This window comes from Sabulicella flocculans (assembly GCF_045449635.1).
Taxonomy (GTDB): domain Bacteria; phylum Pseudomonadota; class Alphaproteobacteria; order Acetobacterales; family Acetobacteraceae; genus Roseococcus.
The window spans coordinates 1-19,245 of the sequence record NZ_JBJJBR010000021.1 but is presented as its reverse complement, the minus strand read 5'-3'; the positions used below and the strand labels follow the sequence as shown (position 1 = coordinate 19,245).

At 73.6% G+C, this 19,245-nt stretch carries 22 protein-coding genes and 1 tRNA gene; 9 read left to right on the top strand and 14 right to left on the bottom strand.

Annotation, left to right across the window (positions count from 1 at the left end; all coding sequences use genetic code 11):
* Window positions 1–202: 202 nt before the first annotated feature.
* Window positions 203–2,047 (top strand): translational GTPase TypA, encoded by a 1,845-nt coding sequence (gene typA, locus ACI6QG_RS15985; protein ID WP_407025580.1) that lies wholly within the window; start codon window positions 203–205, stop codon window positions 2,045–2,047.
* A gap of 52 nt (window positions 2,048–2,099) precedes the next feature.
* Window positions 2,100–2,360 carry a hypothetical protein gene (locus ACI6QG_RS15980; protein ID WP_407025579.1) on the top strand — a complete coding sequence of 87 codons (261 nt, stop codon included), beginning with the start codon at window positions 2,100–2,102 and terminating at the stop codon, window positions 2,358–2,360.
* A gap of 13 nt (window positions 2,361–2,373) precedes the next feature.
* Here the strand turns inward: ACI6QG_RS15980 and ACI6QG_RS15975 are convergent, their stop codons facing one another.
* On the bottom strand, window positions 2,374–3,204 hold the full coding sequence (locus ACI6QG_RS15975) for an aldo/keto reductase (RefSeq protein ID WP_407025578.1): 831 nt from the start codon (window positions 3,202–3,204) through the stop codon (window positions 2,374–2,376).
* Between the two features lie 36 nt (window positions 3,205–3,240).
* Between ACI6QG_RS15975 and ACI6QG_RS15970 the strand changes: the two genes are divergently transcribed.
* The 3 genes from ACI6QG_RS15970 to ACI6QG_RS15960 all read left to right on the top strand — a co-directional run bounded on the left by ACI6QG_RS15970 (window position 3,241) and on the right by ACI6QG_RS15960 (window position 6,183).
* Window positions 3,241–3,846 carry a hypothetical protein gene (locus ACI6QG_RS15970; RefSeq protein ID WP_407025577.1) on the top strand — a complete coding sequence of 202 codons (606 nt, stop codon included), beginning with the start codon at window positions 3,241–3,243 and terminating at the stop codon, window positions 3,844–3,846.
* 218 nt (window positions 3,847–4,064) lie between these two features.
* Window positions 4,065–4,538, top strand: coding sequence for a DUF1203 domain-containing protein (locus tag ACI6QG_RS15965; protein ID WP_407025576.1), 474 nt, complete (start codon window positions 4,065–4,067; stop codon window positions 4,536–4,538).
* 64 nt (window positions 4,539–4,602) lie between these two features.
* The gene (locus tag ACI6QG_RS15960; RefSeq protein WP_407025575.1) at window positions 4,603–6,183 is read left to right on the top strand and encodes an ABC transporter substrate-binding protein; all 1,581 of its coding nucleotides are present in this window, start codon (window positions 4,603–4,605) and stop codon (window positions 6,181–6,183) included.
* Window positions 6,184–6,382: 199 nt separating this feature from the next.
* Here the strand turns inward: ACI6QG_RS15960 and ACI6QG_RS15955 are convergent, their stop codons facing one another.
* Window positions 6,383–6,721 carry a multidrug DMT transporter permease gene (locus tag ACI6QG_RS15955; RefSeq protein WP_407025574.1) on the bottom strand — a complete coding sequence of 113 codons (339 nt, stop codon included), beginning with the start codon at window positions 6,719–6,721 and terminating at the stop codon, window positions 6,383–6,385.
* Between the two features lie 46 nt (window positions 6,722–6,767).
* Between ACI6QG_RS15955 and ACI6QG_RS15950 the strand changes: the two genes are divergently transcribed.
* Together ACI6QG_RS15950 and ACI6QG_RS15945 are read left to right on the top strand one after the other, a co-directional pair.
* Entirely contained in the window at window positions 6,768–7,613 is an 846-nt protein-coding gene (locus ACI6QG_RS15950; protein WP_407025573.1) for an AAA family ATPase, read from the top strand.
* A gap of 105 nt (window positions 7,614–7,718) precedes the next feature.
* On the top strand, window positions 7,719–8,906 hold the full coding sequence (locus ACI6QG_RS15945; RefSeq protein ID WP_407025572.1) for a vWA domain-containing protein: 1,188 nt from the start codon (window positions 7,719–7,721) through the stop codon (window positions 8,904–8,906).
* 6 nt (window positions 8,907–8,912) lie between these two features.
* On the opposite strand, the gene ACI6QG_RS15940 is transcribed toward ACI6QG_RS15945, so the two are convergent.
* The 9 genes from ACI6QG_RS15940 to ACI6QG_RS15900 form a co-directional block, all read right to left on the bottom strand.
* Window positions 8,913–9,887, bottom strand: a complete 975-nt coding sequence (locus ACI6QG_RS15940) for a tripartite tricarboxylate transporter substrate binding protein (protein ID WP_407025571.1) — start codon at window positions 9,885–9,887, stop codon at window positions 8,913–8,915.
* Between the two features lie 71 nt (window positions 9,888–9,958).
* Window positions 9,959–10,729: an ABC transporter ATP-binding protein gene (locus ACI6QG_RS15935; RefSeq protein ID WP_407025570.1), complete on the bottom strand. Its 771-nt coding sequence runs from the start codon at window positions 10,727–10,729 to the stop codon at window positions 9,959–9,961.
* The gene (locus ACI6QG_RS15930) at window positions 10,729–11,718 is read right to left on the bottom strand and encodes a FecCD family ABC transporter permease (RefSeq protein WP_407025569.1); all 990 of its coding nucleotides are present in this window, start codon (window positions 11,716–11,718) and stop codon (window positions 10,729–10,731) included. Before ACI6QG_RS15930 ends, ACI6QG_RS15935 begins: the two co-directional genes overlap by 1 nt.
* The gene (locus ACI6QG_RS15925; protein WP_407025568.1) at window positions 11,715–12,863 is read right to left on the bottom strand and encodes an ABC transporter substrate-binding protein; all 1,149 of its coding nucleotides are present in this window, start codon (window positions 12,861–12,863) and stop codon (window positions 11,715–11,717) included. The genes ACI6QG_RS15930 and ACI6QG_RS15925 overlap by 4 nt, the downstream gene beginning before the upstream one ends.
* On the bottom strand, window positions 12,860–13,072 hold the full coding sequence (locus ACI6QG_RS15920; protein WP_407025622.1) for a TOBE domain-containing protein: 213 nt from the start codon (window positions 13,070–13,072) through the stop codon (window positions 12,860–12,862). Before ACI6QG_RS15920 ends, ACI6QG_RS15925 begins: the two co-directional genes overlap by 4 nt.
* 18 nt (window positions 13,073–13,090) lie before the next feature.
* On the bottom strand, window positions 13,091–13,837 hold the full coding sequence (locus tag ACI6QG_RS15915) for a molybdate ABC transporter substrate-binding protein (RefSeq protein ID WP_407025567.1): 747 nt from the start codon (window positions 13,835–13,837) through the stop codon (window positions 13,091–13,093).
* Complete coding sequence (locus ACI6QG_RS15910) at window positions 13,834–14,664, bottom strand: ABC transporter substrate-binding protein (protein ID WP_407025566.1); 831 nt, start codon at window positions 14,662–14,664, stop codon at window positions 13,834–13,836. The genes ACI6QG_RS15915 and ACI6QG_RS15910 overlap by 4 nt, the downstream gene beginning before the upstream one ends.
* 11 nt (window positions 14,665–14,675) lie before the next feature.
* Complete coding sequence (locus ACI6QG_RS15905) at window positions 14,676–15,371, bottom strand: ATP-binding cassette domain-containing protein (protein ID WP_407025565.1); 696 nt, start codon at window positions 15,369–15,371, stop codon at window positions 14,676–14,678.
* Window positions 15,368–16,060 carry an ABC transporter permease gene (locus ACI6QG_RS15900; RefSeq protein WP_407025564.1) on the bottom strand — a complete coding sequence of 231 codons (693 nt, stop codon included), beginning with the start codon at window positions 16,058–16,060 and terminating at the stop codon, window positions 15,368–15,370. Before ACI6QG_RS15900 ends, ACI6QG_RS15905 begins: the two co-directional genes overlap by 4 nt.
* Window positions 16,061–16,154: 94 nt before the next feature.
* Here ACI6QG_RS15900 and ACI6QG_RS15895 point away from each other — a divergent pair, with 94 nt between their 5' ends.
* Both ACI6QG_RS15895 and ACI6QG_RS15890 read left to right on the top strand, forming a co-directional pair.
* Window positions 16,155–17,036, top strand: a complete 882-nt coding sequence (locus tag ACI6QG_RS15895; RefSeq protein WP_407025563.1) for a substrate-binding domain-containing protein — start codon at window positions 16,155–16,157, stop codon at window positions 17,034–17,036.
* Between the two features lie 46 nt (window positions 17,037–17,082).
* Window positions 17,083–17,173: transfer RNA gene (locus ACI6QG_RS15890), tRNA-Ser, on the top strand.
* A 270-nt stretch (window positions 17,174–17,443) separates the two neighbouring features.
* Here the strand turns inward: ACI6QG_RS15890 and ACI6QG_RS15885 are convergent.
* From ACI6QG_RS15885 to ACI6QG_RS15875, 3 genes are read right to left on the bottom strand one after another with little or no spacing between them, the layout of a single operon-like run.
* Window positions 17,444–17,680, bottom strand: coding sequence for a transposase (locus ACI6QG_RS15885; RefSeq protein WP_407025562.1), 237 nt, complete (start codon window positions 17,678–17,680; stop codon window positions 17,444–17,446).
* A 48-nt stretch (window positions 17,681–17,728) separates the two neighbouring features.
* Entirely contained in the window at window positions 17,729–18,292 is a 564-nt protein-coding gene (locus ACI6QG_RS15880; protein WP_407025561.1) for a type II toxin-antitoxin system VapC family toxin, read from the bottom strand.
* Window positions 18,282–18,563 (bottom strand): hypothetical protein, encoded by a 282-nt coding sequence (locus ACI6QG_RS15875; RefSeq protein ID WP_407025560.1) that lies wholly within the window; start codon window positions 18,561–18,563, stop codon window positions 18,282–18,284. Before ACI6QG_RS15875 ends, ACI6QG_RS15880 begins: the two co-directional genes overlap by 11 nt.
* Window positions 18,564–19,245: the final 682 nt, after the last annotated feature.

The following is a 19,245-nucleotide window of genomic DNA, read 5'->3' as shown; positions in this document are numbered from 1 at the left end:
CGCAGGGCCGGTGCGCCAAGGGGCGCCAAGGGGCGCGCGAGAGGCGCCCATGCGCGCCGGGCATGGCCGATGGGTCATTGGTGCTTCCCTTTCCCGGCCCGGCCCCCTATGTGTGCGCCGCACAAGCATCCAGATGCACCATTCCCGCCCAGGGGCCGCATGCGGTCGCCGGGGCCAACCCATGCCCGGAACCCGCCTCCCCATGCAGATGCGCAACCTCGCCATCATCGCCCACGTGGACCACGGCAAGACCACGCTGGTGGACCAGCTCCTCAAGCAGTCCGGCACCTTCCGCGAGAACCAGCAGGTCGCGGAGCGCGCCATGGACCGCAACGACCTGGAGAAGGAGCGCGGCATCACCATCCTGGCCAAGTGCACGGCCGTGGATTGGAACGGCCACAAGCTCAACATCGTGGACACCCCCGGCCACGCCGATTTCGGCGGCGAGGTCGAGCGCATCCTGAGCATGGTGGACGGCGCCATCCTGCTGGTGGACGCCGCCGAGGGCGTGCTGCCGCAGACCAAGTTCGTGCTGGGCAAGGCGCTGGCGCGCGGCATCCGCCCCATCGTCGTGGTGAACAAGGTGGACCGCCAGGACGCCCGCCCGCACGAGGTGCATGACGAGGTGTTCGACCTCTTCGCCAACCTCGGCGCCTCGGACGAGCAGCTGGACTTCCCCATGCTGTTCGCCTCCGGCCGCCAGGGCTGGGCCGATGACAGCATGGAAGGCCCGCGCACCAACCTGGACGCGATGTTCGACCTGATCATCCGCCACGTGCCCGCGCCCACGGTGGATGACGCCGCGCCCTTCGCGATGAACGCCGCCATCCTGGAATACGACAACTTCCTCGGCCGCATCCTGACGGGCCGCATCGAGCAGGGCACCGCGCGGCTGAACATGCCGGTGAAGGTGCTGCGCGCCGACGGCACCCAGGTCGAGACCGGGCGCCTGACCAAGCTGCTGACCTTCCGCGGCCTGGAGCGCATCCCGGTGGACGAGGCCCAGGCCGGCGACATCATCGCCATCGCCGGGCTGAGCGACAGCACCATCCCCGACACCATCTGCGACCCCGCGGTGACGGCGCCGCTGCCCTCCGTGCCGGTGGACCCGCCGACGCTGGCCATGACCTTCCGCGTCAATGACGGCCCGCTGGGCGGCCGCGAGGGCAAGAAGGTCACGAGCCGCCAGATCCGCGACCGCCTGATGCGCGAGGCCGAGGGCAACGTCGCCATCCGCATCCGCGACTCCGAGGAGACCGACGCCTTCGAGGTGGCCGGCCGCGGCGAGCTGCAGCTGGGCGTGCTGATCGAGACGATGCGCCGCGAGGGCTTCGAGCTGACCATCGGCCGCCCCCGCGTGCTGATGCGCGAGAACCCGGAGACCGGCGCGCGCGAGGAGCCCTACGAGGAAGTCCTGGTGGACGTGGACGAGCAGTATTCCGGCGTGGTCGTCGAGAAGCTGTCGCTGCGCAAGGGCCAGATGCAGGACATGCGCCCGTCGGGCGGCGGCAAGAACCGGCTGACCTTCCTGATGCCGAGCCGCGGCCTGATCGGCTACCACTCCGAGTTCCTGACCGACACCCGCGGCACCGGCATCATGAACCGGCTGTTCCACGGCTACGAGGCCTATGCCGGGCCGATCGAGGGCCGCCGCAACGGCTCGCTGATCTCCAACGTGGATGGCGAGACGACGCAGTACGCGCTGTTCGCCCTGCAGGAGCGCGGCACGCTGTTCGTGGACCCGGGTGCGAAGGTCTATGAGGGGCTGATCATCGGCGAGAACTCGCGCGGCGACGACCTGGAGGTGAACCCGGTCAAGGAGAAGAAGCTGACCAACATCCGCGCCGCCGGCAAGGATGACGCGCTTCTCCTCGTCCCGCCCCGGCGCATGTCGCTGGAGCAGGCCATCGCCTACATCGAGGATGACGAGCTGGTGGAGGTGACGCCCTCGGCCGTGCGCCTGCGCAAGCGCCACCTGGACCCGCACGAGCGCAAGCGCGCCCAGCGCAAGGCGGACGGCCTGCCGGTGAAGGGCGAGGCCGCCTGAAACGCCCCGGCCTGCCCGGCCGTTCACCCCTCCCAATCGGAAGGAGGACGGCATGGCAGGCTGGATGCGCAGCGAGGGCCTGACCCGCGTGGTGGTGGCGGGCGTGGCGGTGATGGCGGGGGCGGCGTTGCTGGCCGCTTGGCGCGAATCCCAGCGCCCGGCGGCGCGGCCCGCGCCCAGCTTCGGCGGCGCCCGACCGGCCGGGCCGGACGCCATGCACGCCCCACCCGAGGACTGGGACGAGGTGGACCAAGCGCTGGACGAATCCTTTCCCGCCAGCGACCCGCCCGCCTGGTCCGGCCGCAGCGCCTGAGGGCGCGCGGCCTTCAGATCATCGCCAGCGGGCGCTTGCGCGTGGGCGGCGGGAAGATGGCGTCCAGCGCGGCGCGCTCCTCCGCCGTCAGCGTCACGGCGGCCGCGGCGGCGTTGGCGCGCAGGTGGGCCGGGGTGGCCGCCTTGGGGATGGCCAGCACGCCCTCCTGCCCCAGCACCCAGGCCAGGGCCATCTGCGCCGCCGACAGGCCGCGCCCGGCCGCCAGCGCCGCCAGCCGCCGGTTGGCCAGCAGCCGCCCGCCCTGCCCCAGCGGCGAATAGGCTATCAGCGGCAGGCCGCGCGCCCGGCAGAAGGGCAGCAGGTCGAAGCCGGCGCCCCGGTGCTCCAGGTTCAGCAGCACCTGGTCGGTGGCGCAGCGCGCCAGCGCCGGCCCCAGCTCCTCCAGGTCGGCCACGTCGAGGTTGGAGACGCCCCAGCGCGCCACCTTGCCCTGCTCCACCAGCCGCTCCAGCGCCTCCACCGTCTCCTCCAGCGGCACGCCGCCGCGCCAGTGCAGCAGGTAGAGGTCCAGCCGCTCCACGCCCAGGCGCGCCAGGCTGCCCTCGCAGGCCAGGGGAAGGCCCCGGCGGGAGGCGTTGTGCGGCAGGACCTTGCTGACCACGAAGGCGCGCTCGCGCAGGCCGGCGATGGCCTCGCCCACCACGCGCTCGCTCTCGCCCTCGGCGTACATCTCGGCGGTGTCCAGCACGGACAGGCCGCGCTCGATGCCCTCGCGCAGGCTGGCCACCTCCTGGCGGCGGCGGGCCGGGTCCTCGCCCATGCGCCAGGTGCCCTGCCCCAGCGCCGGCAGCACCGTCCCGTCCGGCAACGTCACCTGGCGCATCCACCCCGCCTCCCTCGCGGTGCTAGGCTGGCACGCATGGACGCGGCGCGCATCATCCTCCTGACCCTCCTCCTGGCGCCGCCGGCCGCGGCGCAGCCGGCCATGGAGGAATTCGGCGCCTGGACGCTGCGCTGCGTGGCCGACCGCATGACCGACCGCACCGCCTGCACCCTGCGCCACCGCGACTGGGTGGAGCGCCCCGGCGCCCAGCCCGGCCTGCAGCTGGAGGTGATCGCGCGCGGCGGCCGCCTGCTGCCGGCGGTGACGGCGCGCGACCTGCCGCTGGAAGGCGCGGCGCGGGCGCTGCTGGCGCTGGCCGGGGTGGCGCAGCTGCGGCTGGACGCCCACCCGATGATGGAGCTGCCCTGCGCGCTGGAAGGCCGCAGCCTGGTCTGCGCCCCGCGCCCCGCCGACGCCGCCCGCGCGGCGGAGGAGCTGCCCGGCGCCGCCCGCGCCCTGGTGCGCATGTCCGGCCTGGGCGCCGGCACCGCCCCGGGCGCCGAGCCGGTGGAGCTGCGCCTGTCCGGCATCGCCCCGGCGCTGGAGCGCTTCCGGCGCCTCCAGCCGCCCGGCGCCGCCCCACCCCCGCCCGGGCTGGACCTGCGCGAGCTGCTGGAGCGGCTGCGGGCCCTGCTGGGCTGAATCTTTTTTCGCCGCCTGTGATCCGCGTCACAGCCTGGGCGGCGGCGCCGTGTTCACATCCGCACGTTCCTGGCGGGTGGCAAGGCCTTCCCGGAACGGGTTTTCCCCGCGCCGGCCGTTCTATTCCGCACCCCAGCGGGCCGGCGCGGGGGAGGCTCCCGCCCTCCGCCGCAACGGGCGGAAGGCGCGCGGCGCCCGGCCGCGCCACCCTGCGGCGCATGACCCGCTTCTGCTGCCTGCCGATGGACACCGCCTCCGCCCTGCGCTTCCGCGAAACCGGGCGCGACGACCGCGGCGGGCCGGTGCATCGCCGCGCCGTGGACGGGCCGGGCTTCCCCTGCCGCCACTGCCTGCGCCTGGGCCGCCCCGGCGAGGCCATGCTGCTGGCCAGCTGGGACCTGCCGCGCCCGCTCGGCCCCTACTGGACGCCCTCGCCCGTCTTCCTGCACGCCGGGGCCTGCCCGCGCGCCGAGGCGGCGGACGCCCTGCCGGAAACGGTGGCGGCGAACGCCCTGGTGTCCCTGCGGCACTACGACGCGGCGGGGATGTGCCTCTACGACCTCGGGCAGGTGGTGCCGGGGGCGGCGGCGGAGGCGCCGCTGCGGCGCGGCCTGGCCGACCCGCGCGTGGCCTTCGTGAACATCCACACCGCCCGGCCCGGCTGCTGGCTGGCGGCGGCGGAGCGCATCTGAACGCTTCCCAAGCGCCGCAAGCTGCCGCAGCATCCCCGCACCAAGAACCGCAGGGATGGCAAGGATGCTCCGACGATTCCTCCTGGCGACGACGCTCGCCCTCGGCCTGGCGGGCGGCAGCGCCGCCCAGGCCAACGTGTTCCGCTGGGCCAATGACGGCGACGTCAACTCGCTGGACCCCTATTCCCGGCAGGAGACCTTCCTGCTGACCTTCAACGCCAACATCTACGAGCCGCTGATCCGCCGCTCCCGCACGCTGGACCTGGAGCCGGCGCTGGCGACGCGGTGGGAGCAGGTGGACCCGCTGACCTGGCGCTTCACCCTGCGCCCCAACGTCCGCTTCTCGGACGGCACGCCCTTCACGGCGGACGACGTGGTGTTCTCGGCCCAGCGCATGCGCGGGCCGGGCTCCAACACCGCCTCCTTCCTCGCCTCCGTGGCCGAGGTGCGGAAGGTGGACGACCTGACGGTCGAGATGGTGACGCGCCAGCCCGACCCCATCCTGCCGCAGAACCTCACCTCCTTCGGCATCATGTCCAAGGCCTGGAGCGAGCGGAACAACGCCACCCGCGTGGCCGACCTGACGGCGCGCGAGGAGAACTTCGCCACCCGCAACGCCATGGGCACCGGCCCCTTCGTGCTGGTGAGCCGCGAGCCCGACCGCCGCACCGTCCTCGCGCCAAACCCCAACTGGTGGGACCGGCCGGAGCACAACCTGACGCGCGTCGAGTTCAACGTCATCGCCAACGACGCCACGCGCATCGCCGCCCTGCTGAGCGGCGAGGTGGACATGGTCTACACCGTGCCGCCGCAGGACATGGAGCGCATCTCCCGCACCGCCGGGCTGCGGCTGATCCAGGGGCCGGAGCTGCGCACCATCTACCTGGGCATGGACCAGAGCCGGGACGAGCTGCTCAAGAGCGACGTGCGCGGCCGCAACCCCTTCAAGGACGTGCGGGTGCGCCGCGCCATGGCGCTGGCCATCGACATGGAGGCCATCCGCACCCGCGTGATGCGCGGGCAGGCGCGCATCACCAACCAGATCTTCGGCCCCGGGGTGAACGGCTTCCTGGAGGAGAACGACCGCCGCCCGCCGGTGGACCTGGAGCAGGCGCGCCGCCTGCTGGCCGAGGCCGGCTACCCGAACGGCTTCGGCGTCACCCTCGACTGCCCCAACGACCGCTACGTGAACGACGAGGCCATCTGCACCGCCATCGTCTCCATGCTGGCGCGCATCGGCGTGCGGGTGACGCTGAACGCCCAGACCCGCGTGCGCTTCTTCGCCGAGGTGAACGCGCCGCGCTACAACACCTCGTTCTACCTGCTGGGCTGGACGCCCAACACCTATGACGCGCACAACTCCCTGTTCAACCTGGCCGCCACGCGCCAGGGCGACCGCGGCAACTTCAACAATGGCGGCTATTCCAACCCGCGCTTCGACGCGCTGGTGGAGCAGATCGCGGTGGAAACCAACCCGCAGCAGCGCCAGGCCCTGATCACCCAGGCCACGCGCATCCTGCAGGAGGACCAGGCCTACATCCCGCTGCACCAGCAGACGGTGGTCTGGGCCACGCGGCAGAACGTGACGCTGCAGCAGCAGGCCGACAACGGCTTCCCGCTGCGGCTGGTGCGCGTGGGGCAGTAGCCGCCACGGATGGCGGGGGCCCCTGCCCCCGTCGGTCGCGCCGGGGCTTCGCCCTGGCGCGGACAGGCATCGGCAGGACCCGCGCCGCCCGGCACGCGCGCAGCGGCGTGGCCGCTCCCAGGGCGCATCCCACGCACAGGCGACCGGCGCGCCTGCCAACGGGGCCCCCGCCGCGCCGCGCAGCGGCGTGGTGGGGAAATCAGAAGGCGCCGTCGGCGAACCACACGCGGGCGGCCAGGAACAGGCCCAGCATGGCCAGCCCCATGCTGAGCCCCGGCCACCACGGCCGCGGGCCGGACTGCACCAGCAGGGCGTTCGCGGCCAGCGAGCCCAGGATGCCCGCCACCGGCTGCCACCAGGGCAGCTTCCAGAAGCCCCAGGCCACCAGCATCAGCCACATCACCAGGGAGAACTTGCCCAGCAGCCAGAAGGCGCGCTCGCCCGCCGGGTGCGCGGGGCGCAGCCCGGGGGTGGAGAAGCGCCCCTCGATCAGCGAGGCCAGCGAGAGGGCGAGCAGCGCGGGAAAATAGCCATCCATGCCGGGGAGGATTGGCGGAAACGCCCGTCCGGGGAAAGATGGCCCCATGCGCTTCTCCGGCACCGACCGCTACATCGCCTCCCGCGACCTCGAGGTGGCGGTGAACGCCGCCGTCACCCTGCAACGCCCCTTGCTGGTGAAGGGGGAGCCCGGCACCGGCAAGACCGTGCTGGCGCAGGAGATCGCCCGCGGGCTGGGGCTGCCGCTGATCGAGTGGCACATCAAGTCCACCACCAAGGCGCAGCAGGGGCTGTACGAATACGACGCCGTGGCCCGGCTGCGCGACGGCCAGCTGGGCGAGGAGCGCGCGCGCGACGTGTCCAACTACATCATCAGGGGCAAGCTGTGGGAGGCCTTCACCAGCCCCACCCCGGTGGTGCTGCTGATCGACGAGATCGACAAGGCCGACATCGAGTTCCCCAACGACCTGCTGCTGGAACTCGACCGCATGCAGTTCCACGTCTACGAGACCAAGGAGACGGTGCAGGCGGTGAACCGTCCCATCGTCCTCATCACCTCCAACAACGAGAAGGAGCTGCCGGACGCCTTCCTGCGCCGCTGCTTCTTCCACTTCATCCGCTTCCCCGACCGCGAGACGATGGAGCGCATCGTCCAGGCGCATTACCCCGGCGTGCGCAAGGAACTGGCCAGCGAGGCGCTGAACGCCTTCTTCCTGCTGCGCGAGGTGGAGGGGCTGAAGAAGCGCCCGGCCACCAGCGAGCTGCTGGACTGGCTGAAGCTGCTGATGGCCGAGGAGATGCCGCCCGAGGCGCTGCGCACCGCCGACATGAAGGTGGCTCTGCCGCCGCTGCACGGCGCGCTGCTGAAGAACGAGCAGGACGTGCACCTGCTGGAGCGGCTGGCCTTCCTGCACCGTGGAAGGCGCGGGTGATGCGCGGCCGATTCACGCCTCCGGGCTGCGCCCTCCAGCGATCGGACGCCTGATGCCCGGCCGATTCACGCCTCCGGGCTGCGCCCTCCAGCGATCGGACGCGCGATGTTCGCCCCCTTCCTGCTGAAGCTGCGCGCCTCCGGGCTGCCGGTCAGCCTCACCGAATGGCTGGCCCTGGTGGGCGCCACCAGGGCGGGCGTGGCGGAGTTCCAGGTGGAGGATTTCTACTTCCTCGCCCGCGCCACGCTGGTGAAGGACGAGCGGCACATGGACCGCTTCGACCGCGTGTTCAGCGAGCACTTCAAGGGCGTGCTGCCCGAGACGACCATCACCGGCGAGGTCATCACCCGCGACCTGCCGGAGGAGTGGCTGCGCAAGCTGGCCGAGAAGCTGCTGAGCGAGGAGGAGCGCCAGGCCATCGAGCGCACCGGCGGCTTCGAGGCGCTGATGGAGCTGCTGCGCCAGCGGCTGGAGGAGCAGAAGAAGCGCCACCAGGGCGGCAACCGCATGATCGGCACCGCCGGCACCTCGCCCTTCGGCGCCCATGGCGACAACCCGGAAGGCGTTCGCATCGGGCAGGAGGGGTCGCGCCGCCGCTCCGCCGTGAAGGTGTGGGACAAGCGCGAGTTCCGCGACCTGGCGGACGACGCCGCGCTGGGCACGCGCGCGATGAAGCTGGCGCTGCGCCGCCTGCGCAAGTTCGCCCGCCAGGGCGAGGCCGAGGAGCTGGACATGGCCGGCACCATCGGCGCCACCGCGCGCAACGCCGGCACGCTGGACCTGCGGATGCAGCCGCCGCGGCGCAACGCGGTGAAGGTGCTGCTGCTGCTCGACATCGGCGGCTCCATGGACGACCACATCCGCGCCTCGGAGGAGCTGTTCACCGCCGCCAAGTCCGAGTTCAAGCACCTGGTGCACCTGTACTTCCACAACTGCCCCTATGAGCGGCTGTGGAAGCAGAACCACCGCCGCGCCGAGCACATGGTCCGCACGGAGGAGGTGCTGCGCACCTACGGCCCCGACTGGCGCGTGGTCTTCGTCGGCGACGCCTCCATGAGCCCCTATGAGCTGCTGGAGCCCGGCGGCAGCGTGGAGCACTGGAACGAGGAATCCGGCCAGGCCTGGCTGAGGCGCATCACCGGCCACTTCCGCCGGGTGGGCTGGATCAACCCGGTGCCGGAGGCGCATTGGGGCTACACGCGCACCATCCCGCTGATCGAGAAGCTGACGGAGGGGCGCATGTTCCCGATGACGCTGGACGGGCTGGACCGCATGGCCAAGGCGCTGCGCTGACGGGCGCTACTCCACCGTCGCGCCGGCCTTGCGGACGATCTCGGCCCAGCGCGTCATCTCGTTGGCGATGAAGGCGGTGAATTCGGCGGGGGTGTTGGCCACCGGCTCCGCCCCGGCCTCCACCAGCTGGCGCTCGATCTCCGGGCGGCGCAGCACGGCGATGGTGTCGGCGGCGATCTTGCCCACCACCTCCGGCGGGGTGCGCGCCGGCGCGGCCATGCCGAACCAGGAGGAGGAGTCGAAGCCCGGGAAGCCCAGCTCGATCATCGTCGGCAGGTCGGGCAGGTTGCGCGAGCGGCGGCGCGAGGAGACGGCGATGGCCCGCAGCTGCCCCTGGCGCACCTGCTCGATCACGGAAGGGGCGGTGGCGAACATGAAGTCCAGCCGGCCGCTCAGCAGGTCGTTGATGGCCACCGCGCCGCGATAGGGCACGTGCAGCGTCTCGATGCCCGCCATCTGGTCAAGCAGGGCGCCGGCCAGGTGCGCCGCCGTGCCCACCCCGGTGGAGCCGTAGGAGAGCCGCCCCGGCTGGGCCCGCGCCCGCGCCACCAGCTCCTGCACGGAGCGCACCGGCGAGGACGGCGCCACCACCAGGATGTTCGACACCTCCGCCAGCAGCGAGATGGCCGCGAGGTCCCGCCGGGCGTCGTAGGGCATGCTGCGGTACAGCGTCTGGTTCACCGCCAGCGGCCCGTTGGAGCCGACCAGCAGCGTGTGCCCGTCGGGGGCGGCGCGCACCACGAACTCGGTGCCGATGTTGCCGCCGGCGCCGGGCCGGTTCTCCACCACCACCGGCTGGCCCCACAGTTGCGACAGCTGGTTGCCCACCAGCCGGGCGATGATGTCCGTGGTGCCGCCGGCGGTGAAGGCGACGATGATGCGCACCGGCCGGTCGGGCCAGGCGGCGGCCGCGGTCTGGGCGCGGGCGCGGGGCGCGAGCGCGAGGGGCGGCGCGGCGAGCAGCAGGGCGCGGCGATGCATGGGCGGTTCCTCCGGGTCTTTGGCCGCAGCATCCGCAGCCCCCGCCTCCCTGGCAAGGCGGCGGTGCCGGCTCACCCCTCGCCGATGACGGGGGCGCAGACGGTGCGCCCGCCCAGCTCCCCCACCACCGCCGGCACGCCATAGGCGGCGTGCAGCCGCGCCGGGGTCAGCAGCGCGGCGGGCGGGGCGGGGCCGTGCAGCGCGCCGCCGTGCAGCAGCAGCGCGGCGTCGCCCAGCAGCAGGGCATGGTCGGGGTGGTGCGTGGTCATCAGCACCGCCAGCCCCTGCCGGGCCAGGGCGCGCAGCTGCGCCAGCACCCGCCCCTGGTTGCCGAAGTCCAGCGAGGCCGCGGGCTCGTCCAGCACCAGCGCCGCCGCCTCCTGCGCCAGGGCGCGGGCGATCAGGACCAGCTGGCGCTCGCCGCCCGACAGCTCCGTCACCGGGCGCGCCGCCAGGGGGGCGATGCCCAGCCGCTCCAGCGCCGCCTGCGCCGCCGCGCAGTCGGCCGGGCCGGGCGCGGCGAACAGGCCCAGCCGCGCCGCGCGCCCCATCGCCACCGTGTCCGCCACGGAATAGGCGAAGGCGGGCGGGGCCGATTGCGGCACGTAGGCGACGCGCCGGGCGATGGCGCGCGGCGGCAGGCGGTGCAGCGGCGCGCCGTCCAGCAGCACCTCGCCCGCCAGGGGCGGGTGCAGGCCCAGCAGGGTGCGCAGCAGGGTGGTCTTGCCGCCGCCATTGGGCCCCAGCAGGCACAGGATGCGCCCGGGCTGCAGCGCCAGGTCCAGCCCCCGCGCCAGCACCCGGCCGCGGTGGCCGATGGACAGGGCGCGCGCCTGCAGCATCAGCGCCCCCGCGCCAGCAGCCACAGGAACAGCGGCGTGCCCAGCACCGCCGTCAGCACGCCCAGCGGCAGCTCGGTGCGGCCCAGGTTGCGCGCCGCCGTGTCCACCGCCAGCAGGAAGGCGCCGCCCAGCAGGGCGGAAAGCGGCAGCAGCCGCCGCAGCTCCGGCCCGCCCAGCAGGCGGGCGATGTGCGGCACCACCAGCCCCACCCAGCCCACCGCCCCGGCGAGCGCCGTGACGGCGGCGGTGCACAGGGTGGCGGCGGCCACGGCGCCGGCCCGCAGCGCGCCGCTGCGCACGCCCAGGGCCCGGGCCTCGTCCTCGCCCAGGGTCAGCAGGTTCAGCCGCCAGCGCAGCAGCAGCAGCGCCAGCAGGCCCAGCAGGGCGGGCGGGGCGGCGGCCAGCACGTCGCCGCGCGTGGCGCCGCTGAGCGTGCCGAGCAGCCAGAAGGTGATGGCGGGCAGCTGGTTGTAGGGGTCGGCCAGGATCTTGAGCAGGGAGATGGCGGCGCCCAGCAGCGCGCCGAGCGCGATGCCGGCCAGCACCAGGCCCAGCACCGGGTCGCCGCCGCCGCCCCAGGGCCCGCGCAGCGCCGCCGCCACCCCGCCCACCAGCGCCACGGCGGCCAGCCCGCCCGCGAAGGCCAGCCCCTGCACCGCCGCCACCGGCAGCCCGAGGAAGATGCCCAGCACCGCCCCCAGCGACGCCCCGGCCGAGACGCCCAGCAGGTCCGGGCTGGCCAGCGGGTTGCGGAACATGGCCTGGAAGGCGGCGCCGGCGGCGGCCAGGCAGGCGCCCACCAGCAGCGCCGCCGCCACCCGGGGCGCGCGGATGTTCCAGAACACCAGCGCCGCCGGCCCCTCGTCGCGCCCCAGCAGGATGGCGGGAAGCTGCGCGGGCGCGATGGGGAAGCGGCCCAGGCCCAGGGCCAGCAGCACGGCGGCCAGCAGCGCCGCCAGCCCCGCGCCCCAGGCCAGGGCGCCCCTCACGGCAGGGCGGGGCGCAGCAGTGCCGCCACCTGCGCGGCGCCGGGGCGGTGGTGGAAGAAGGCGGCGTGGAACCCGGCCACGCGCTCGGCCAGCCCTTCGCGCGGGGCCAGCCCCCACAGGGCGGGCAGCCACAGCAGCCCCAGCAGCCGGTTGACCGAGGGCGGGAAATCCACCCAGCCGAAGGGCAGGAAGGGCGAGGCCGCCAGCCGCCCGGCCCGCACCGCCGGCAGCGCCGACCACAGCCGGTCATTCCGCGCGAAGGCGGGGAAATCCGGGTGGATGGAGATGATCCAGTCCGGGTTCCAGGCGAAGGCCTGCTCGACCGAGACGGGCACCAGCGAGCCGGCGCCCAGCGCCGAGGCGGCGACGTTCTCCGCCCCCGCGAACTCGATGATCTCGGTGTTGATGGAGCCGGCCACGCCGGTCTCGGTGCCGCGGGGGCCGCGCAGGTAGAGCACGCGCGGGCGGCCGCGGGCGCGCAGCGTGGCGGCGTGGCGCCCGCTGTCCTCCAGGATGCGCTCGGCCATGCCGGCCAGGGGCTCGGCGTCGCGGCCCAGGGCGGCGCCCAGGCGGCGCAGGGCGAGGGGGATCTTCGCCAGCGCGCCGTCCAGCAGCAGGGCGGGGATGCCGGTCTGCGCCTGCACGCGGTCCATCAGCGCGGCGAAGGTGGGCCGCACCGAGCCGTAGTCCACCACCAAGTCGGGGCGGTCGCGCAGCAGGGCTTCCAGGTTGGCGGTGTTGTCGCGGCCGGTGAGGCGGCCGATTTCGGGCAGGCGGGCGCTGGCTTCGGGCAGGAAGGCGGCCTCGGCCGGGGAGGGCGGGCGGGCGGGCCAGCCGGTGAGCATGCCGGGCGCCAGGGCGTGCAGCAGGATGGCGGCGGGCGGGCCGGCGGGATGCACGCGGCGCACCGTGCCGGGCAGCGCCACCGCGCGCCCGGCATCATCCAGGAAGGGCGCCTGCGCCAGGGCCGGCAGGGCGGCAACGCCGCCCGCGAGGCCCCCGGCCACCAGGGCCGGCAGGGCGGCAACGCCGCCCGCGAGGCCCCCGGCCAACCGGGCCGGCAGGGCGGCAACGCCGCCCGCGAAGGCCCCAACCACCGGCGCGGCCAGCGGCAGGGCCAGCAGCGCGCGGCGCCCCGTCCTCACCCGGCGACGCCCACCATCACGTCGCTGGCCTTCACCACCGCCACCGCGGGCTTGCCGACGGCGAGGCCAAGCTCCTCCGCGCTCTCGTTGGTGATGGCGGCGGTGAAGACCACGCCGGGCGCCACCTCCACCTGCACATGCGTCGTCGTCACGCCCTTGCGGATGGCGGTGACGGTGCCGGCGAACTGGTTGCGGGCGGAAAGCTTCAGCATGGCGTGGTCCTCGTCTCAGGGCGGCGCGAAGCCGTGCCGGGCCAGGATGGCCTGGGCGGGGGCGGACAGGATGAACTGCCCCAGCGGCGCGGCGCGCGGCGACAGCACCACCATGCCGTATTCCGCCTCCACCGACAAAGCCGGCGGCACGGCGACGGAGCGCAGCGCCGGGTCCGCCCGCAGGGCCAGCACGGCATTGGTGCAGTAGGTGAGGAACAGGTCCGCCGCGCCGCGCGCGAACTGCCAGGCATAGGGGTCCTGGCCCTCGGGCGGGCGGGCGCTGTCCGGCCCGCCGGTCAGGGTCAGCGCCTTCCCCTCCAGCGCCGCGCGCGCGCCGGGGCGCAGGGCTTCGGCGCGGGAGAACAGCAGGAAGGCGTAGTCCCCCGCCGGGTCGGCGCGCGGGGTGGAGGTGCCGAGCTTCACCGCGGGGTCCAGCATGGTGTCCAGCAGCGTGTCCTCCGTCACCGCCAGCCCGGGGCGGGCGATGGCGCAGAGGCGGTTGCGCGCGAAGGCGGTGGTGGGGCCCAGCGCGCGCGGATGCTCCATGTTGGCGGAGGCGAAGAGGTCCTGCGCCTCGCCGCCGGCGATGCGCTGGCGCAGCAGGCCGGAGGGGCCGAAGGAGAGCGCCACCGGCCCGCCGGGGAAGGCGGCCGCCACCTCGGCGATTGCGGCGCGCAGCGAGCCCGCGGCGGCGAGGCGCAGCGGCTCCTGCGCCGCCGCCGGGGTGGCGAGCATCATCAGGGCGAGGAGGAGGCGCCTCACGACACCGGCGGCTCCGGCCGGTCGGCGTTGGGGAAGAACAGCTGCTCGCCGTTGATCTGGTAGCCGGCGATGGCGCGCTGCCCGGCGGGCGAGACCAGCCAGTCGGCGAAGCGCTGGGCGTCGGCCAGCTTCACGTGCGGGTGGCGCTGCTGGCTGACCACCATCACGCCATACTGGTTGAACAGGCGGGTGTCGCCCTCCACCAGGATGCGCAGCTCCTGCCGGTTGCGGAAGTTCAGCCAGGTGCCGCGGTCGGAGAGCAAGTAGGCGTTCTGCGCGGCGGCGGTGTTCAGCGCCGGGCCCATGCCCTGGCCGACCTCGCGGTACCAGGCGCCGCGGCCGGCCACCGGGTCCACGCCCGCCAGCTGCCACAGGCGGAGTTCGGCGGCATGGGTGCCGGAGCGGTCGCCGCGGCTGATGAAGGGCGCGCGCGCCTCGGCGATGCGGCGCAGCGCGTCGTTGGTGTCGCGCAGGCCGTTGATGCGCGCGGGGTCGCCCGCCGGGCCGATGAGCACGAAGTCGTTGAACATCACGTGGCGGCGCGGGCCGCCGAAGCCCTCGGCCACGAAGCGCTCCTCCGCCGCGCGGTCGTGCACCAGCACGGCGTCGGCGTCGCCGCGCCGCGCCACGTCCAGCGCCTGGCCGGTGCCCAGCACCAGCACGCGCACGCTGATGCCCGTCTCGGCGGTGAAGGCGGGCAGCAGGTGGCGGAACAGGCCGGACTGGTCGGTGCTGGTGGTGCTGGCGAGCGTGATGAAGCGCTCCTGCGCCGCCGCCGGCAGCGGGGCCAGCAACGCGAGGAGCAGGAGGGCGCGGCGGATGAACATGGCGTGGGTCCTCACCAATGCAACTCGCCGCGCAGGAAGGCGGCGGCCTCGGGGGTTGCGGGGTGGTCGAAGAAGGCGGGGGACGGGCCGTGGGCGTTCAGCCGGCCGGCGTGCAGGAACGCCACCTCGCCCGCCAGGCGGCGCGCCTGGGCGAGGTCATGCGTGGTCATCACCACCTTGGTGCCCGCGCCGGCCAGGCGGGCGACGATGTCCTCCACCGCCCTGGCGGCGGCGGGGTCGAGGCTGGCGCAGGGCTCGTCCAGGAACAGCACCTCGGGGCGCAGGGCGGCGGCGCGGGCCAGGGCGAGCCGCTGGCCTTCGCCGCCCGACAGCGCGCGGGCCGGCCGGTCGGCCAGGGGCAGCAGGCCGACGGCATCCAGCGCGGCGCGGGCGCGCGCCGTCGCCTCCGCGCCCCCCACGCCGGCGAGGCGCAGCCCGTAGCGCGCATTGGCCAGCACGGAGCGGCGCAGCAACACCGGGCGCTGGAACACCATGGCTTGGCGGCGCGGCAGGTCGGCCGCCCAGGCGACGCTGCCCTCGGTGGGGCGCAGCAGGCCGTGCAGCAGGCGCAGCAGCACCGACTTGCCGGCGCCATTGGGGCCGATGACCAGCGTGGGCGGCCCGGCAGCGATGGCGAGGTCCACGCCGGTCAGCTGGGCGGGGGCGTAGCCCAGCCCCTCGGCGCGCAGCGGGAGGATGGAGGTCATGCCCCGCGCGCCTTCAGCAGCTGCGCCAGCGCGTTCACCAGCACCACCACGGCCATCAGCACCATGCCCAGGGCCAGGGCCAGCGGCAGGTTGCCGGCGCTGGTTTCCAGCGCGATGGCGGTGGTCATCACGCGGGTGAAGCCCTCGATGTTGCCGCCGACGATCATCACCGCGCCGACTTCCGCCGCCGCGCGGCCGAAGCCGGCCAGCAGCACCGTCAGCAGGGCGAAGCGCCCGTCCCACAGCAGGGTGGGCACGGCGCGCAGCGGGCCGGCGCCCAGCGAGCGCAGTTGCTCGCCATACTCCTCCCACAGCGCTTCCAGCACCTGGCGCGACAGGGCGGCGAGGATGGGGGTGATGAGCACCGCCTGCGCGATGACCATGGCGGTGGGGGTGAACAGCAGCCCCCACGGCCCCAGCGGCCCGGAGCGCGACAGCAGCAGGTAGACCAGCAGCCCCACCACCACCGGCGGCAGGCCCATCAGCGCGTTCAGCAGCGTCAGCACCGCGCCGCGGCCGGGGAAGCGCGCCACCGCCAGCAGCGCCCCGATGGGCAGGCCGATGCAGGCCGCCACCAGCAGCGCCGTCAGCGACACGCGCAGCGACAGCGCGACGATGCGCGCCAGCACCGGGTCGGCGGCGAGCACGAGGTCGAGCGCGGTGGCGGCGGCGGTGCCGAGGTCGTTCAAGCGGCGGGTCCAGAAGGCTTGTCGCCACTTGTGCCCGGCATTGCATGGCGTCAATCTTGGGCAGTTGACACCATCTGCCGGATTCTGCCGCGCCATGCCGGACGTGCTGACCCTGGCCGAGGCCGCCGCCTGGCTGCGGCTGTCTGAGCGCACGCTGTATGGCCTGGCGCGCGGGCGGCAGGTGCCCGGCGCGCTGGTGGGCGGGAAGTGGCTGTTCCCCCGTCGCGCGCTGGAGCACTGGCTGCTGGCCCGCGCCGAGGACGGGCTGCCCGGCGCCCTGGCCCTGCCGCCGCCCATCCTGGCCGGCAGCCACGACCCCTTGCTGGACTGGGCGGTGCGCCAATCCGGCTGCGGGCTGGCCCTGCGCGGCGGCGGCAGCCTGGAGGGGCTGGCGGCGCTGGCGGCGGGCGAGGCGATGGCCGCCGCCCTGCACCTGCCCGACCCCGACACCGGCGGCTTCAACGAGGGCGCGGCGCGGGAGGCGCTGCCCGGCCGCGCCGTGGTGGGCATCACCTGGGCCTGGCGCGAGCAGGGGCTGATGGTGCCGCCCGGCAACCCGCTGGGGCTGGCGGCGGTGGCGGACCTGGCGCGGCCCGGCCTGCGCGTCGCGGGGCGGCAGAACCGCGCGGGCAGCCACCTGCTGTTGCTGCACCTGCTGGCCGAGGCCGGCATCCGCCTGGGCGCCGTGGGCTTCCTGCCCGAGGCGGCGATGGCGGAAGACGAGGTGGCCGCCCTGGTGGCCGAGGGCCGGGCCGATGCGGGCTTCGGCATCCGCGCCGCCGCGGCCGCGCGCGGCCTGGGCTTCGTGCCCCTGGCGCGCGAGCGCTTCGACCTGGTGATGCCGTGGCGGTCGCATCTTGGGGCAGCGGTGCAGGAGCTGCTGGGCTTCGCGCGGGGCGCGGCCTTCCAGGCCCGGGCGGCGCGGCTGGGCGGGTATGACGTGGCGGGGTGCGGCCAGGTGGCCTTCGTGACCTGACCCGGCTTGCCGGAGGGCGCGCCCTGGCCTAAGGACAGGCCGCGCCGGACAGGTGGCCGAGTGGTCGAAGGCGCGCGCCTGGAAAGTGCGTATAGGTCAAAAGCCTATCGTGGGTTCGAATCCCACCCTGTCCGCCATGAGTTCAGGTTTTCCGCGGGTTTCAGGGCGATTTTTAGTCGTTTCCACCTTCCTTTCCACCTACCGGCGCGCGGTTAGACGCGGACGTTCCTGAATGACGGCGAAGGCGCAACATGCCGAAGCTGACCTTTTGGTTGCTGGTGCCTTGGAGCTACCAATCGGTCTTCCCCTTGCCACAGGGAGATCCGACTCCGCCGACGGCGGTCAGGGGAAGACGCGCCGGGCGACCAGCAGGCCCCGCGCATCACTAAGAGCCTGTTTGAGCGGTTTCATGCTGGATTGATCAAGGCTTCGGTGGCGGCGAGGACGGCCGCGCACTCCAGCCTGGCGGTGGCCACGTCCAGGCGCCCGGCGCGGTCGCGCAGCAGGCCACCCCAGTGGGTGAGCCAGCCGAAGCTACGTTCCACCACCCAGCGTCGCGGCAGCACCGCGAGTCCCTTCTGCCCTGGCGTTCCGTCCACATCTCTCCCACCCTTCCGCACCGCCAAGCGGTTCACGGCGTTCACCTCAGGAGAAGATGGGGGCGGACGGCTGAGGGCCGCCCACACAGGCTCTCAGACCCGGTAGTACAGAACCCTGCCCACCGGCAGGATCTGCTGCATGAAGTCGAAGTCGCGGATGTTCCGCGTCAGCACCGTGTGTCCGTTCTCGATGGCGTGCAGGTAGATGGCTGCGTCGTTGATGGCGTGCAGCGTCTGGTGCGGCTGGAATCCGCCCATGCGGCAGACCAGTCCCGACAGGATCCCCGCCTCCAGCATGACGCCGGGCGTGATGCCCTCGACGCGGTGCGGAGGAATGTCGTTGATGACGCCCGTAAGCTCCTTGAGCGCCGCCGCGGCCCCGGCCGCCCCGGGTGGCAGGCTACCGAACCAGTTGGTCAGCTCCCCGAGGACGACCGACACGTGGTAGAGCGGGCGCCCTGCCAGCAAGGCGTCCACTTCCGGCGGCGTGCTGCCGTCCAGGGTGTCGAGGTAGACGGTCGTATCGAGCAGCACCGAGGAGCCGGTGGCGTCGCCCGGACCGACGAAGGTCAGGCCGGTGTCCGGGCGCCGCGGCAGCTGGCCGGTCTTCTTCTCCGGCTTGAGGCGGCGGAGCGAACGCCGAAGATCAACCCTCAACTGCGAATACGCCCTTGGGCACCTTCCCCTTCCTGGCGAGCAGGCGCTCTCCGAAGTCGTCTTCCATCGCGACCTTCATCAAGGCGTAGGTCAGCAGGTCCGTCGTTTCCTTGATGCCCGCGCGCTGCTGGGCTGCAGCCACCAGCAGCTCCGGGAACCGGCCGCCGAGCTGCCTGGACCTCGGACCGCCGAGAAGCCCTGCCTCGTCGGCAGCCTTCCGCAGGCTTTCTCGCCGTCGTTCGACTGCGGGACGCTCCGCAACTTCTGCCATGGCCATCTCCTGCGTCGGTGACGTCAAACACTTTGGACATTTTGTATAACAAGTCAAGTCGCGTTCCGTTGCCGCGAGGGGCGAGCCTGGGGCGCCTGCCAAGCTTTCCCCATGAGCGAGCCCAACCTCGCCCATGTCGGTTCTGTCAGCTCTCGCGCCAGGGTTACCGCTCAAACAGGCTCTGAGTGATAGGGCCGTCATTGGTCGTGACCGGTCGCCAAACCCCATCAGATCGGCGCTCACCGGACCGTGACTGCCTGCGGCAGCGTAGGCAGCGGCGATGCCGAGGCTGCACATGTCATGGAGAAGCTGAGGGAACTCGCGCACCAAGCGGTCGCCGCTGATCCAGGCCACCCGTCGGCTTCGCGCCCATCCCGGTCGCGGGCGCCCGACCGCGCCCGGCCCGAAAGCCGCCGACCGTCCGGTTCCCCTTCCGTCGCACGCTACCCTTGGCCAATCCTGGCCGAGGAAGACGAGAGCGATCGGACACTCCCACCACGACCCGGCAACCCGCGACCGGCGTCACCGGCAAGCCGTTCGCGCTGGCCTTGAGCGCTAGGTAGGGAACCAATACAACCCATTGAATCGTTTGTGCGTTTCGCCACTGATTGAGGTTCAGCGGTGGAGATTGGCCATGGCGCGGTTGTTCTGGTTGTCCGAGCAGGCGTGGACGGTGCTGGAG

Coding starts and splice junctions, on each gene's coding strand:
- typA (WP_407025580.1), top strand. CDS start 203: ATGCAGATGCGCAACCTCGCCATCATCGCCCACGTGGACCACGGCAAG.
- ACI6QG_RS15980 (WP_407025579.1), top strand. CDS start 2,100: ATGGCAGGCTGGATGCGCAGCGAGGGCCTGACCCGCGTGGTGGTGGCG.
- ACI6QG_RS15975 (WP_407025578.1), bottom strand. CDS start 3,204: ATGCGCCAGGTGACGTTGCCGGACGGGACGGTGCTGCCGGCGCTGGGG.
- ACI6QG_RS15970 (WP_407025577.1), top strand. CDS start 3,241: ATGGACGCGGCGCGCATCATCCTCCTGACCCTCCTCCTGGCGCCGCCG.
- ACI6QG_RS15965 (WP_407025576.1), top strand. CDS start 4,065: ATGACCCGCTTCTGCTGCCTGCCGATGGACACCGCCTCCGCCCTGCGC.
- ACI6QG_RS15960 (WP_407025575.1), top strand. CDS start 4,603: ATGCTCCGACGATTCCTCCTGGCGACGACGCTCGCCCTCGGCCTGGCG.
- ACI6QG_RS15955 (WP_407025574.1), bottom strand. CDS start 6,721: ATGGATGGCTATTTTCCCGCGCTGCTCGCCCTCTCGCTGGCCTCGCTG.
- ACI6QG_RS15950 (WP_407025573.1), top strand. CDS start 6,768: ATGCGCTTCTCCGGCACCGACCGCTACATCGCCTCCCGCGACCTCGAG.
- ACI6QG_RS15945 (WP_407025572.1), top strand. CDS start 7,719: ATGTTCGCCCCCTTCCTGCTGAAGCTGCGCGCCTCCGGGCTGCCGGTC.
- ACI6QG_RS15940 (WP_407025571.1), bottom strand. CDS start 9,887: ATGCATCGCCGCGCCCTGCTGCTCGCCGCGCCGCCCCTCGCGCTCGCG.
- ACI6QG_RS15935 (WP_407025570.1), bottom strand. CDS start 10,729: ATGCTGCAGGCGCGCGCCCTGTCCATCGGCCACCGCGGCCGGGTGCTG.
- ACI6QG_RS15910 (WP_407025566.1), bottom strand. CDS start 14,664: ATGTTCATCCGCCGCGCCCTCCTGCTCCTCGCGTTGCTGGCCCCGCTG.
- ACI6QG_RS15905 (WP_407025565.1), bottom strand. CDS start 15,371: ATGACCTCCATCCTCCCGCTGCGCGCCGAGGGGCTGGGCTACGCCCCC.
- ACI6QG_RS15895 (WP_407025563.1), top strand. CDS start 16,155: ATGCCGGACGTGCTGACCCTGGCCGAGGCCGCCGCCTGGCTGCGGCTG.
- ACI6QG_RS15875 (WP_407025560.1), bottom strand. CDS start 18,563: ATGGCAGAAGTTGCGGAGCGTCCCGCAGTCGAACGACGGCGAGAAAGC.